Source organism: Zarconia sp. (assembly GCF_057467645.1).
Map to the genome: position 1 here is coordinate 1 of NZ_JBRJXU010000108.1, position 14,820 is coordinate 14,820.

9 protein-coding genes are annotated in these 14,820 nt (G+C 49.7%); 4 read left to right on the forward strand and 5 right to left on the reverse strand.

Annotated elements, in window-relative coordinates; translation table 11 throughout:
* Positions 1-268: 268 nt before the first annotated feature.
* Positions 269-2,503, reverse strand: coding sequence for a GumC family protein (locus tag AC2215_RS16470; RefSeq protein ID WP_486811083.1), 2,235 nt, complete (start codon positions 2,501-2,503; stop codon positions 269-271).
* Between the two features lie 65 nt (positions 2,504-2,568).
* A complete protein-coding gene (locus AC2215_RS16475) occupies positions 2,569-3,975 on the reverse strand; it encodes an SLBB domain-containing protein (protein ID WP_486811084.1) in 1,407 nt (468 codons plus the stop codon).
* Between the two features lie 256 nt (positions 3,976-4,231).
* Here AC2215_RS16475 and AC2215_RS16480 point away from each other — a divergent pair, with 256 nt between their 5' ends.
* A complete protein-coding gene (locus AC2215_RS16480; protein WP_486811085.1) occupies positions 4,232-5,581 on the forward strand; it encodes an O-antigen ligase family protein in 1,350 nt (449 codons plus the stop codon).
* A 354-nt stretch (positions 5,582-5,935) separates the two neighbouring features.
* Here AC2215_RS16480 and AC2215_RS16485 read toward each other — a convergent pair whose 3' ends face one another.
* The gene (locus tag AC2215_RS16485; protein WP_486811086.1) at positions 5,936-6,364 is read right to left on the reverse strand and encodes a hypothetical protein; all 429 of its coding nucleotides are present in this window, start codon (positions 6,362-6,364) and stop codon (positions 5,936-5,938) included.
* 366 nt (positions 6,365-6,730) lie between these two features.
* On the opposite strand from AC2215_RS16485, the gene AC2215_RS16490 reads away from it, so the two are divergent.
* The gene (locus AC2215_RS16490; RefSeq protein WP_486811087.1) at positions 6,731-8,653 is read left to right on the forward strand and encodes a CHASE2 domain-containing protein; all 1,923 of its coding nucleotides are present in this window, start codon (positions 6,731-6,733) and stop codon (positions 8,651-8,653) included.
* Positions 8,654-9,260: 607 nt separating this feature from the next.
* Here AC2215_RS16490 and AC2215_RS16495 read toward each other — a convergent pair.
* On the reverse strand, positions 9,261-11,522 hold the full coding sequence (locus tag AC2215_RS16495) for a hypothetical protein (protein ID WP_486811088.1): 2,262 nt from the start codon (positions 11,520-11,522) through the stop codon (positions 9,261-9,263).
* A 103-nt stretch (positions 11,523-11,625) separates the two neighbouring features.
* Here AC2215_RS16495 and AC2215_RS16500 point away from each other — a divergent pair, with 103 nt between their 5' ends.
* A complete protein-coding gene (locus AC2215_RS16500) occupies positions 11,626-12,471 on the forward strand; it encodes a metal ABC transporter permease (protein ID WP_486811089.1) in 846 nt (281 codons plus the stop codon).
* Between the two features lie 201 nt (positions 12,472-12,672).
* Positions 12,673-13,995, forward strand: a complete 1,323-nt coding sequence (locus tag AC2215_RS16505; RefSeq protein ID WP_486811090.1) for a pectate lyase family protein — start codon at positions 12,673-12,675, stop codon at positions 13,993-13,995.
* Between the two features lie 31 nt (positions 13,996-14,026).
* Here AC2215_RS16505 and AC2215_RS16510 read toward each other — a convergent pair whose 3' ends face one another.
* Complete coding sequence (locus AC2215_RS16510; RefSeq protein WP_486811091.1) at positions 14,027-14,818, reverse strand: DUF928 domain-containing protein; 792 nt, start codon at positions 14,816-14,818, stop codon at positions 14,027-14,029.
* Between the last annotated feature and the right edge of the window lie 2 nt (positions 14,819-14,820).

Sequence of the window (14,820 nt, forward strand, 5' to 3'; positions counted from 1 at the left end):
AGCTTTATCGCCAGTATCACTTTTTGGCGAAGGTCGTAACTGTAGGGTTTGGGCATGAGGATAACGATCGCCTACGAATTGTTAGCACCACTTCGAGTTTATGCCTAAACCGCCCTGGCGGTTGCTATACCATCTCGCCGAGCGATGACATGTTAAACATCTGGTAGAAATCAAAAATTCAGACAATTTCTATACCGAAGTCATGAAATTCTTCTCCCTTAACCTTTAACCCTTTTCCTCCGGCATCTTGATGACACGTCGAGGCGGCTCATGTTTTAACACCGTTGGCCACCACGCCCAAAATTGAGGTGCCCGAGAGTTTTAATTCTTCCAAAGCCCGAGCGAGCAAGTTTCGATCGGTTTTTTCGATCGCCACCACCATCACCACCCCATCGGTTTGTGCCCCCACCAAATTACCATCGGCGAGTCCGTGCAGCGGTGGCGTATCGTAAATCACCAAATCGAAAAAGCTTTTAAACTGCTCGACAACGTACTGCATCCGATTCGAAGATAATAACTTCACCGAGTCGGGGGGAACCGGACCCGCTGGAAGAACAAACAAATTCTCATCAATTTTTGACTGGACGATGGCATCGTTGAGGCTCACCTCGTCGCTGGTGAGTACGTCACTAAACCCCTTTTGATTCGGCAAGTCTAACTGCTCGTGAATGCTCGGACAGCGCAAGTCAGCATCCACTAACAAGACCCGCAGACCCGCTGCTGCAGAGGTTTGCGCTAAAAATATCGCCACCGCCGATTTCCCATCCCCCGGCATCGCCGAAGCCACGGTCAAAGATTGCAGGGAAGATTCCGACCCCAGCAAGCGGATATTGGCATATAAAGAGCGAAACGCTTCTGAAAACGGGTTCCTCTGATAAACCGAACTCGAAGAACCCCAATTCCAAATCGAACGAGATGCGCTCCGTCCGGCAGCGGCAACTGCCACCGGTTCGCGGGTCGGTTGGGATAATTTCCGCAGGGTGCGTTTGAGGTTTTTCGTTCTGGGAATCGTTGCCAGTAGGGGCAGTCGGGTGGCGGATTTAATTTCTGAAGGTTGATGGAACACGGTATGGAGAACTTCCACCAAAAAACCCGCTCCAATTCCCAACAGAGCACTTAAAATGGCGGCGATCGCAATTTGACGTTTGGTTTGCTGCACCTCAGAGGGGACGAAATTTTCTTGGTCATTTTGGGGAATGGCCGGCGGTGCAATGAGTACCCACGGGATTTGCTGCTGAGCGCCATCAATGCTGAGAGCCTCTCGCTTGCTTAGAAAATCCGTCAGGGTACTCGTGGCGATTTCGAGTTCTTGTTGCAAGTCGGCATATTCCCGCGTTGCTACCGGCCAGCGTTGCACTCGCGCGTCGAGATTGGCTTCGGCTTGCCGAATCGTTTGTTGGCTGGCTTCGAGGGCGCTAATGCGATCGGCGAGGGTATTGAGGACGGCTTCGGCTTCTTGTTGCAGCAGGGCATCCATCGCCGCTTGTTGTTCGCGCAGGGCGAGCATGGGCAAACTATTGGGCTGCAACCGAGCAGACTCGCCCGCCACTTTACTTTCGAGTTTTTGCGCTTCGGCAATCAGCTGCTGGAACTGGAGATCTTCGCTCAAAACGGCGATTGGGTTGCCATCGAGCAGCTGTCGTTGCAACCCATCGTAGAGCGCCTGCGCTTGGGCGAGTTCCTTTTGGTTATCGAGCTGTTGCAAGTTGAGGGAACTGGCTTCTTGAGTCATCGCCTGGGCTTGCGGGTACGGCTCGATCAGGTTTTCTTCCTGGCGCAGGTTTTGGATTTGCGTTTGGATGGTATCGACGCGCTCTTGCAAAATGGGAAGCTGTTCGTCGATGAAGTCGATCCCTTGGGTGAGGCTGGTGAGTCGTTCTTCTAGAGAATATTCCAGGTAGAGCTCGGAGGCTTCTTCTAAAACCGTGAGAATTTTGTCCGGGTCGGGATCGGTATAGGTCACCTCTAAAATCTTGGTGCCGAATTCTTTTCCGGAAATGTCAACGCTAATGCGATCGACTTTGAGGTTCTTTTTTAGAGATTTAAAGTTGAGTTTGGGATACTCTGCTTTGGTATTTTCTAAAATCGGCATCAGCAACTTCGGACTTTTTAAAACTCGAATCTGAGTTTCGTAATCCACGAGTCCCGATTCTTCAATTCGAATTTTGCTCAAATCCGTACCCGATGCTTGAGCTAGCAAGAATTGTCGCATCAGCCGTCCTTCCGCGGAAATCGGCTCGATTAACAAGCGAAAACTCCCTTTGTACAGCGGCGGCAATCCCCGATTTCGGTTCACGATCAGCCCGCCAAAAAGAGCGGTGAGGACGATGGCAACAATCGCCATTACGGGAATTCGACGTACCACCACACCGAACAACCAACCGATATCCAGGTTGGCTTCTTCCCCTTGAGATTGTGGGATCGATTGATTCTGGGATAAAGATGGCGGGAAATCGCCGTTTCGTTGGGGAAAAACGCTTTGAGAATTGTTGTCGGAGTTCATGGGGACGCTGTATGGGAGTGAAGCTGCAAAATAGAGCGCAACCGAATGGACTGCAGGAGTGTGGCTCAATTGCCGACAATTCCCAAGGTTTCTAATGTTCTCATAAAAGAATTGATTTCGGGGGCCGGGCTGAAGATCGTCTCTAGGGTATCGGTGACCCGTGCCAAACCCGAGCGGCTGACAACGATAATATCGTTGGGGCGCAGGAGGGGATTTTCCGATTCATCAATACCCCGCGCGAAGTCGAGTTCGATCGGATCTTGCCGCACGGTGCCATCGGGGTTGAGGCGAATTAATTCCACCTCGTTGCGGTTAGCATCGTCGGTGAACCCCCCCGCCTGCAAAATCGCTTGGTTTAAAGTCGTATTGGCTGGGACTTCCAAGGTGCGAATGCTGGGGGATTTATCGACCTCTCCCACCACGTAAACGACAATGGGAACTGAAAAACTGGCGTTGGCCAGTTGTGCGACCTCACCGGGATCGGTTTCATTACGTTGGGGAACGAAGATCGTATCCCCATTTTGCAAAATGGGATCGTTCTCGAAATCGCCAGTTTCGAGGAATTCCAAGAGGTTCGCTTCAATCCGTTCCCCTCCAGACTGAGTCATACGGTGAATTTCCACCTGGCGAACGTCGGCATTATAGACAATTCCTCCCGCTTGTTCGAGGGCAAACGTCAGAGTCGGCAATCCTCCCGGTCTCAGTTCCGATCGCGACGGTCCGCCAATGAGGACGTAGTTACCGGGTCGATTGACCGCTCCCACCACCACCACGCTGCGAGGGGAGTCGTCAGCGACGGCAAAATTGGTCGCGGCCAGTTGGCGAACCCGATTTTCCTCGATTGAGCTGGCGGTGGGAATGAAGAGAGCATCGCCATCTCTGAGGGTAATGTCTTGTCCCCGAGGACCGGATTGGATGTAGGCCAACAAATCGATGTAAAACGAAGGCCCTTTGCCACGATCGGAGTTGCGGCGAACTTCCACCCGAGTCAGATCGGCCGAGAGGCTGACCCCACCAGCCAACTCGATTAATTCCGGAATCGTCGGGTATTGCAAGCCTCGCTGCAGTCCGCCTTGGGCTTTGAGGGGGATTTCCATCGTGTAAGGTCCCGGCTGAGTGACCTCTCCGTCGATGGTGACTTGCAACGGACGCGGACCCGATAAGCGGACGCTAACGAGAGGATATCGGAAAATCTGCACGTACTCGGCGGCAATGACATCGGTGGCTTCGGGAATGGTCAGACCTTCGACGTAAACTCGTCCCCCGATGGGTAAGTCCATCATGCCGTTGGCGAGGACTTGGGCTTCGCCGCTATATTCGGGGGCTTCAAAAATTTCGATCTGCACTAAATCCCCGGGACCGAGGGTGTATTCATCGAATGCAGGTTGGACCCGACGAGTGCGAGCCGCCCGTTGAGAGGGAACCGGTGGCGGTGGCGGGTCTTCTTCCAAGTACGGTAGCACTTGAGCCATACTAGGATGTGGGGCGATCGCAAGAGTGAGTAATGTGAAACTTGCAGTCGATCGAAAGAGGCATCGAGATACGCTCAAAAACATTGCGCTGTCGGTTACGAACTTACATCAAAAAGTTAGGTTAAGATAGATGGCTCGTGTCGTCTAATTCGGTCAGACACCCCTTTTCAAAGAGCTTATTCTCAGTATACTTCAACCTCGCACCCTTTGAGGTTATTCGCATTTAAATGTCGCCAGATCGTAGGAGAGTAACATCGTGAAAGAGCTTCTAGCCGATCCGATATTTTTGGGTCTAATTTTGGGCGTCGGCGTCATTTTTATTTTGCTGGCATTTCAGTATGCCAGTCGCCCGGGAATGACCGATCGCCTAGCGATCGGACTGAGCCTTGCCATTTTAGTGGTCATTCCGTATCTCAATATTAAGCCATTTGTTTGGCTGCATCCGAGCGATTTTAAACTGCATAATCTCAGTCTAAATTCAGCGTTACTGAAAATTGGAACCTATAGCATTTCAATCTTTATTCTCAAGTTTTGGTTTCGCGATTTTTTTTATAGCTTTTTAGCTTTATTCGCCAATCCATTTTTAGGAATATTACTCGCACTCGTTGGATTTTCTGCCTTTTGGGCCGAGCTTCCGGGAATAACGTTGCAATCGAGTTTAGCCCTAGTTGTTGTTTCGACTTTAGCTGCCCATATCGCTCAAAAATATACCTGGAGGCAAATTGCCACCCTGCTACGATGGAGTACGGGCATTATTACGGGATTGAGTTTAATTTATTCGATTGCCGTCCCTTCGGTCGGAGTGGTGGGGAAAGGATGGCGGGGGGTTTTAGCCCACCCGAACCCCTTGGGTGCGTTAATGGGGTTGAATGCCGTTTTCTGGTACGTTTGGGCGGTCAATAATCCCAAACAAAGAGTTCCTTCGATCTTGATGATGCTCATCTCGCTACTGATTATGCAGAATACAAATTCTGCCGGGGCAAAAGTCACGTTAGTCGCTCTGTTTGCGGCTTTATTTATGCTTCGTTTTATTAAGCGATTGAGCTTCCAGTGGGCTTATGCCATCATTGTCATGTTTATGGCAATTAGCATCAGCACGACGATTATCGTGACAGAGAATTTAGAGTATATCGTGGTCGATGTTTTGGGTAAAGATATGACCCTCACGGGTCGCGTACCGCTGTGGACGAAAACGATCGATAAAGTCGTCCGGGACAGTCCAATTCTCGGGTATGGATTCAATGGCTTTTGGCAAGATTGGCGAGGAGAAGAGAATCCCGCCTATGAAGTGGCAGCCGATGGCTATGGTTGGGTTGCACACCACGCTCACAATGGGTTTATCGATTTATTTGCCGATTTGGGAATGGTCGGTTTGTTTCTGTTTATTGCGTCGTTTCTACTCAATATTGGTTTGGCGATTAAATATATGAGTCAAACTCGAGAGCCAGAATCCGTTTTTTATCCGATTATCTTTCTTTTGCTGTTGATTGTTAATAATACTCAAAGTGAGCTTTTAGGCATTCACCATATTTGGTTTTATTACGTTCTGTGTAGCGTGCGGTTGTCACTCGATACTCTTGGAAAAAAATCCCTGCCGAATCGTTGAGGACAAACCGTTTGTAGCGGCTCGTTTGGGGTAATTTTACGTCAGCTTGAGATGAAAACTATAGCCGTTCGCGCCGGTATCGTTACACATTTTCAGTCATGGGGAATGGGGAATGGAAAAAACCGATTTCTTCGATTCGTGTAAATAAACCTGCGCGAAGCGCTATAAGTTTGTCTGCTCTATTTTTGAGAACCCTCGACGCATACCAAAAATGGCAGACAACAGCACAATTAAATTGACGCTCGATTCTTCATTCGATGCCGCCATTTCCCACTCTAAAACCTCGATCCGATCGATGACTCTGACTGCTGCGATATGACCGCCGACGGTAGATCGAGACTTTGCAACAGGTCGTTACTGATTCAGTAAATTCCAGTTCACCTCAACTCCATTATTTCGCAGTAGGCTCAAAAAAATAAACCCTTCTCGAGGGTTGATTTCCAAGACTTGCATTTGCGTTTTATTTTCATCGTCGAGATAGTCAAAAAATATCCCCGATTCTACACCTGAGGATTCAAAAAATCCCGATTTAAAGTATCGAGTTGAAGCAGCAAAGGTGATTCGATCGAGAGGGATAATTCGACTTAACTCGGCATCTTCATCATCTTCGTATTCAATCTCGAGCAGGTTATCCTGCAAAATTATCTTGCAATCGGAAAATTCATTCTCGATATCTAAGCATTCTGCATCTTCTTCAAAGGCGAACGAGCCATCGATCGCAACCGTTCCTAAAGAAAGTGCTGCGATGAAAAGACTCGTAAAGACCTGTAAGTAATTTTTCATAATTTTTTGGGTCACTCGCATCCTGAAAATATTTACCCAATCTTTAAAAACTTATCAGACATGGATTCTTGAGAGCAACCCAAACTTAATGTATTTGAAGATCGATTATATAAGACGAAGCCTTCTCGAGCCAACCCCAATTTGATTAAGTTCAGATAAAGACTTAAGCATATACCTACGAGATGGAAACTCTCACCTCCGTATCGTTCGGGAGATAGAATTACGGACAAAGAAACTTTAAATACACGATCTTGCCCAACGGTTTCTGGCAAAGCTAAAGTTGAAATAAAGCGCGTAAGATTGGGATTTAGTATTTTGAAGTGGTTCAGTCGAAGAACGAGCAACGAACTGGAGTCGTTAAGATTTGTGGTGACTTTTGTATCGAGTGCGATCGTCACCCTTTTGGTGTTGAGTTTAGCCAAATTTCAAGGATTCGAGCAACTCGAATTATTCGCCTTTGACTGGATGGTTCGACTGCGTCCGGCAGCACCACCCGACGAACGATCGCTGATTGTCGCAATTACTGAAGACGACCTGCAAGAATGGGGTTGGCCCCTTGAAGATCGGACTCTAGCACAACTGCTCTCCCAACTTCAAAAGAACCGCCCCCAAGCCATCGGACTCGATATATACCGAGACTTGCCTCAAGGCGATCGCTACGAAGCACTCGTCGCCGAACTCAACGCCCCCAATATCGTGGGAATTACCAAAATCGGTGCTGAGAGTGAAGGGGTCAAGCCTCCCCCCACCCTGCCACCGGAACAGATTGGGTTTAACGATATTCTCCTCGATGACGATAATATCGTGCGTCGCAATCTGATGTTTTCTGGGACTCCCGAGGGTGAAACCCTATTCTCGTTTTCCCTGCAACTGGCGATCGCCTACCTCAAACATCAAGGAATTGCCCCAGAACCCAGCCCGATCGATCCCAACTTCCTCCAACTCGGTCAAACAGTATTCGTTCCCCTGCAATCGGACTCCGGTAGTTACATCGACCTTGACAGCCGAGGCTATCAAATTTTGCTCGATTACCAAAATCCCGAGAACGTTGCCCCCCGCGTTTCCGTCAGCGACGTTCTCCACGGTCGAGTCGATCCCCAACTCATTGAAAATAAAATTGTTTTCATTGGTTCGACCGCCCCGAGTCTTCGAGATACCTTTGCCACTCCCTACAGTGCAGGGGAGATCGAGACCGCCAAAGTTCCCGGCGTTGTCATTCACGCTCAAATGACCGCTCAAATTATTCAGGCGGCTTTAGGGGAAAAGCATTTGTTTTGGTTTTTCCCCAATTGGGCAGAAGGGATCTGGATTTTCGCGTGGACTCTCTCTAGCGGTCTCATGACCTGGAAAATTCGCCATCCTCTCCTGCTTGCCGCGAGCGGTGTGGCACTTGCCGGTGCTTTGTCGAGCGCAAGCTTTTACCTGTTTCAAAACCAGGTTTGGGTTCCCCTCGTTGCCCCGGCGACAGCTGCTGCCATCGCCGGAACTGCAGGCATTGCCTCTCGCGCCTACCAATCCCAGCAGCAGCACGGCATCGTGATGAAACTGTTGGGACAAAATACGTCTCCAGAAATTGCTCGGGCATTATGGAACCATCGCGCCGAACTCATGGAAGCCGGCAGGCTTCAGGGCACCAAGCTAACGGCGACGATGCTCTTTACGGATATCAAAGATTTCAGTACTATTTCCGAACAAATGCCACCGGAAATATTACTCGAGTGGCTCAACGAATACCTGAGCGTTCTCTCTGAAGAAGTACGAGCCTATCAGGGAGTCGTGAATAAATTTACTGGGGATGGGGTGATGGCTGCGTTCGGCGTACCCGTCCGTCGCACGACCGGGGAAGAAATCGATCGCGATGCTTTCCAAGCCGTCGCCTGCGCTATCGCCATAGGCGAGCGTCTCAAACAACTCAATCGAGATTGGCAACAGCGAGGGCTACCGGTGATTCAAATGCGGGTGGGGATTTTTACCGGACCGGTGGTGGCCGGCAGTTTGGGATGTCGAGAGCGTATGGAGTACAGCATTATCGGCGATAGCGTGAATATTGCCTCCTGCCTGGAAAGTTGCGAAAAACATCGCCAAGCCGGCGTTTGTCGGATTCTCGTGGCCGGGCAAACCCTCGATCGCCTCGGGGAACAATTTCGCGTCGAACCTTGGGGACGACTGATGCTCAAAGGCAAACAGCAGCCGATCGCCGTTTACCGCATTCTCGATTGCCCAACGGTTACCCCACTATCGAAGGACTCGATCGAGACTGTTACACCGGTGAAAACGGCAGTGTTGTGAGTTGGATTTTGTGAGTTTGAGGTGATAGATCGACACTTTTCAAGGGTTTTTGGGGGGAGCCTCGGTAGCTCTCGGGAGCTGGGGGAGAAGGATACTGGCGGTTAGTATCGCTGTCCTCACCAAACTGAATACGCTATGTATAGCACTACGCGAATGAGTTAGGACATTTCTAAATCCTGAAACTCTCTGAGAGTCTACTGTTCCCCGTTCCCTGTTCCCTGTTCCCCGTTCCCTGTTCCCGCTTCGCGTAGCGCTATACAAATGAAATGGGTTCCCTCAGAACGCAGATGCAATCTCGAAAAACGATCGCCCTGGATAATTTTGGGTCATCCAAGAGGTTTTTTACTCTAATTTATTGAGAATGGGGTCATTTAGACAACGAATTGACAGGGGTTTCCGGCTGTGAGAAACTTAAATCCAGGGCGAAGCTATGTCTACTTATCGTACGACAATCTTTTTATTCAAGACTCGAACACGATCGGTTTGGCGAATTGTGACATTGAATTGAGACCAAAAGAGTTTCAGCGTCGAACTCATTCAAGCGCAAAGGGCGATCGCCACTGAAAATTGTGGGAATCGATCGCCATCTCGTCGAGTCGGGGATTTCCTAAACCACAGCAAAATCCGCGGCACTAAGAACCCCTGCATCTACTCCTTGTAAGGTTATCGTCAGTCCAGTGGCGGTAATTTGGGTATCGTCCGCCACTTGAGTTAGGGTTAAATCTGCAAAGGTCAATCCTTCCTTCAAACCGATAATATCCACCCCCGAGGTAAAGTCGGTCACCACATCGACACCATCCCCAGGACGGAAATCAAATCGATCGCCTCCCGCACCGCCAACCAGGAGGTCATCTCCCAAATCACCACTGACTACATCATTTCCCGCACCGCCGAGAACGATGTCGTTATCGAGTCCCCCGAACAGCACGTCATCGCCATCGTCGCCATCGAGGACATCTGCCCCGCTATTACCGAAGAGAACGTCATTTCCAGCATTACCATCTACCGTATCGTTGCCGATATCGGCCGCAATGACATCAATGCCATCACCACCAACAACCAGGTCGTCATCTTGACCGGCAAAAATGAGGTCATCTCCCGTACCGCCATCGATCGTGTCATTTCCCCGATTGCCAAAAATCAGGTCGTTGTCGTCATTCCCATCGAGGCGGTCTGCTTCTCCAAATCCGGCGAGGATGTCGTTGCCTCCCAAACCGCATAAAAAATTGGCGGTTTCATCTCCCAAAAGCAAATCATCACCATCGTTGCCGCAGGTTCCCTCAATGGGGAAGTCTGGGAGAAGAACCTCAAGTTGACCGAGGATAAGACGGGTTCCGGGTGTAGGTTCTGGACTCGGTGTGGGATCGGGATCTGGGTTGGGTTCTGGACTGGGATCGGGGTCTGGGTTGAGTTCTGGACTGGGATCGGGATCTGGGTTGGGTTCTGGACTCGGTGTGTCAGGAACGGTGGTATCGATAACGAGATCTCGATTATCCGCGAGAGACTGCCCCGCACGAACGAGCAAAGTGACATCGTTCCCGGTTGCATCCTCAAATGTCGCACCACTCGCAAGTACCAATGGACTGTTGCTATCGAGATCGGCGCTATTTTCCCCCGCAGCGACGGTATAGGTTCCGCTCGCAGTGTTGCTATTGACGAAGGGAGAAATGGAAACGGTTCCACCAGTATCGAGGTTGATGGTGAGATCGCCCCCAGCCAGGGTAACGTTTTCTGAGAAACTTACGGTCACGTCAACGGTATCGCCGACGCCAAAGGTTCCATCGGACGTATTTGAAGAGATAGCGGCGATCGCAGGGATGGCATCAAAGGTTTGAACTCCCCCGGCGACGAGAGTTCCAGTCTGATTCGCGGAAGTAAAGGTAAAATCGCCAAGATCGGGGGCGGCAATATTAATCGTATTATCTGCAGTGGCAACGGCCGCAATATCGGCAACGAGGAATAACGTCCCTGTGGTGTCGCGATTGATGGTTTGCGAGAGTCCAGTGAAGTTGAGATTATTACCCGAAGCAACAATGGCTTGGGTGCCCAGAGAAGTATCGCCCGCATCGAAAATCGGATCGATCGAGTAAAACAGTTCAAAACTATCGATCGCCAGGTCAGCCGGGATGTAAGTTCCGCCAGTGGTAAAGGTGGCGCTTGTTAATTCGGCATCCGCAGTTGTAACCGCTAAATCTAACTGGTACAGGATGCGATCGGTTGTGCCTTGCAAGACGCTAGCTGCGGCAATTGCTGGGGAGGATAGGGCAATATCGGCAGCCAGACTATCCCCAGCGATCTGAATATTGTCGATCGCAATATCTTCATCTCCAGCATCGAGATCGATGGTAAAGCGCAGATCCAAACTTGTTCCCGTACCAGCGATCGCACTGCTAAACTCTGTAAAGGTCGATGTTATCGCACTGCCGTCAGCGACTCCATCGAAATCCGTATCTACACCGGGTTCTTGATTAAATGCGTCGCCATCATCGAGTTCGGCGATCGCAAACAGATTCTCAAAGCCACCCCCGTCGATCTGATACTCAACCCGCACAAAGTCTGGATCGTCCCAATCTTGGTTGTTTCCATCATCATCTTCTGCAAACAGAGCGCTGAAGTTTAGATTGGTGAAACCCGAGATATCGATTCCGGAAAAGGATAGTGTTTGCTCGGATGCTGCTCCCTCACCATCGAGATCTTGAGCCGCAAAGAAAAAGCTCCCGTCCCCATTTGTGACTTGGTAAGCGCCACCAATGTTACTACCATCGGTACGGGTAAAAAAATCACCCACCCCATCGGAAAATTCGGGAACCGATGTCGTATAGCGAGTTCCGTTACCGTCGGTTTCAAAGGATTCCGTAAAAATTAGCACGGCATTACGTTCGATGCGGGTAGAGATAGTATACCGATTGCGGAGTGCTTACGCGAGTTTAGGCTATATTTGGGCTTAATTCTCGATCGAGTTTTGAAGAAAAATGAATGGTTTAGCCGAATGGTTTAGCGCCCCCCTGCAATACGGCTTTATGCTCAAAGCTTTGTGGGTGAGCGCGTTTGTGGGCATCGTTTGTGCGGTGCTATCGTGTTACATCACCCTCAAAGGTTGGTCGCTGATGGGGGATGCCGTTTCCCATGCCGTCGTTCCGGGGGTCGTCGTCGCTTATGCCGTGGGGATTCCGTTTTCCGTGGGGGCGTTTCTCTTTGGTTTTGGGGCCACCGTTGCCATCGGTTACGTCAAGTCAAAAACCCGCCTGAAAGAAGATGCGGTGATTGGGGTGGTGTTTACGGGCTTCTTTGCATTTGGATTGGTTTTAGCCACGAAAATACCCAGCAATATCGATTTATTCCATATTCTATTTGGCAATGTTTTGGGAATTTCTCAAGGGGATATTATTCAAACCTTAATTTCTGGATTTATTACCCTGGGAATTATTCTAATTCGGCGTAAAGATTTATTGCTATTTTGTTTTGATTCCAATCATGCCAAGGCGATTGGATTGAATACTCAGTTGATGTACTATACACTGCTTTCGGTCTTAGCATTAACGATTGTCGCGGCCTTACAAACGGCAGGAATTGTGCTGGTGATTGCCATGTTAATTACCCCAGGGGCAACGGCGTATTTACTGACCGATCGCTTCGATCGAATGCTGGCAATTTCCGTAGCAACCAGCGTTTTATCTTGCATTTTAGGGGTGTACGTTAGCTATCATTTAGACGTGGCGACAGGGGGCTGTATCGTCGTGCTAATGACGCTTTTATTCCTAGTCGCCATGGTCTTTGCGCCGAAATACGGATTGGTCGCTCAGCTTAAAGCAAGCTAGATATTGGCGACTATTTATAAACTTTTGGTAAAGACGGTTGAATCTCCCAAATGTGGCAGGCAATATAAATGAAGTCTAGCAACACAATCATCAAATCGCTACTATTACTCACCCGATCGAACCTGAAGGTTTTTAATAAATTCTCCCCCCATGAAAACTTCACTCTCTTTTTTCATTTATGCAATCCACTATGGGATCCAATTGTTAATCTCATCCTCTGGGAGTCACGCCTTACCAGCTTTTCCCGGTGCGGAGGGATTTGGTGCGAATGCCACGGGAGGTCGTGGGGGTGAAGTTGTGTTCGTGACCAACCTCAACGATAGTGGTTCGGGCAGTTTTCGAGATGCGGTCGAGAATACACCGGGTAAGAAAATCGTCATTTTTCGCGTGGGTGGCATTATCGACCTGGAAAATCGCGTCAGCGTCAACTACGAAGGAACGACCATTGCCGGTCAGACGGCACCGGGTGGAATTACGTTGCGCAATGCGGGCTTGAGAATCGCTGCATCCAATGTGATCGTCCGGGGTTTGCGTTTGCGGGCGGGAGAAAATCTGAGCGAACACGAACCCGAAGAACGCGATTCGATCCAAATTGTCGGCGATGGTGTCCGCGATATCATTATCGATCGTTGTTCCATCAGCTGGGGCGTGGATGAAAATGCCAGCACGGTTTATGAGGTTCGTAATATTACCTATCAGTGGAATATTATCAGTGAAGGTCTGAAAAATAGCGTTCACCCCCAAGGAAGTCATAGTGCCGGCTTGTTAATTGGCGATCATGCTCGCAATATTTCCGTCCTCAATAATTATTTCGTGCATAATAATCGACGCAACCCACTTTTAAGTAGCGTTCATACCGCTGAAGTCATTAATAACGTTATTTATAACTGGGGCAGAGATAGCATCCAGGTTCAAGACTTTAATGAGACAAATAATCGGGCATTTGTGAATATTATCGGCAATTATCTCAAGCCCGGTCCGAGTACGACGAATCCTCGTGCTTTGAGAATTCGCTTACTGCCTTCGAGTAGTAAAGTGTTCCTAGAGGATAATGCTTATGAAGAAGAGGGTTCGATTATCGACCCCGTCGGAGAATCCAGGTTAGTGGACGTGAACGATGCTCCCCAACCGGTGTCCGCACCGGCTTTTTCCGGATCCGGTGCGAGGGTGTTGTCCGCCTCGGTGGCCAAAGATCGCGTGTTAGCAGAGGCTGGTGCGATCTGGCCGCAACGGGATGCCATCGATCGTAGACTGGTCGAGGACTTTTTTAACGAAACCGGGGAGATGATCGATTCTCCCCGAGAGGTTGGGGGGTGGCCCGAACCACCGACATCGGAGGCCCCAGTCGATGGCGATCGCGACGGAATGCCCGATAATTGGGAACTGCAACAGGGCCTCAATCCTCACAACGGATCGGATAACAATCTCGATGCCGATGGCGATGGATATACGAATATCGAAGAGTATATTAACTTTGCGATTCGACCCCAACCCCAACGCTATCGCTTATATCGATCGCCGTAGCGATCGCAGAGCGTGCCGTCAACATTGTCAATCAACATTTTAAAAAGCCACGAACATCTGGCAATGGGAGCTGTTCTCCTAAAGCCGATCTCAACAGTTCTTCCCATTCCGCTTCCAGTTCTGGGGTATCTTCCAAGCGTTCCTCTTGCACGAGAATCTCGAAGGCATCGTGCCAAATTCCCGCTTCTGCATAAACTCGGGCGCGATCGAGGGATGTTTTGACCCTGGCTAATTCGCGGCCCAGTTCTGGGGAGACCTCAACCCGTTCGATCCAGCCCGGTGTCGAGACGATCTCTAAATCTCTACCATGGCCAACAACAATGTCCATATACCAACGATAGATTTTACCGGGTTGGAGGTCAACATCCGAAGGCAGGGAGAAACTCACAAAACTGTCTGCGTTCGGCACGTCCAAGAATGTTGAATAGATAAGTGCGCCATCTTTTCCCCGTCCTTCGCGTCCTGCAGTATCGTACTCAAAGATTTCAAACACAATTTCTGTGACGTTCTTAGGAACATGTAACCAAAATGTAGGATTGGGACGAACGGTCAAACTGAAGTATGGAGGGGAAATATCGCCATAGTCGCGGCTGGTATCGATGGGAAGCAGTGGTGTGAACGAAAAGCTGGGAGGGCACCGAGTCGCACCTCCGATGACAACATCCGGTGCGCCGCGATCTGGATGATTGAACTCGATCGCATATTCATTCCCTAACGGCATCACTGAGGAAGCACGAGTGATGGGGGCAAATCCCAAGGTGGCAATGAGTTGGGAGAATGCCCAAGAAAAAACGGCAAAGCGAAATCGGTCGATGGAAATCACGA

Coding starts and splice junctions, on each gene's coding strand:
- AC2215_RS16475 (WP_486811084.1), bottom strand. CDS start 3,975: ATGGCTCAAGTGCTACCGTACTTGGAAGAAGACCCGCCACCGCCACCG.
- AC2215_RS16470 (WP_486811083.1), bottom strand. CDS start 2,503: ATGAACTCCGACAACAATTCTCAAAGCGTTTTTCCCCAACGAAACGGC.
- AC2215_RS16500 (WP_486811089.1), top strand. CDS start 11,626: ATGAATGGTTTAGCCGAATGGTTTAGCGCCCCCCTGCAATACGGCTTT.
- AC2215_RS16485 (WP_486811086.1), bottom strand. CDS start 6,364: ATGAAAAATTACTTACAGGTCTTTACGAGTCTTTTCATCGCAGCACTT.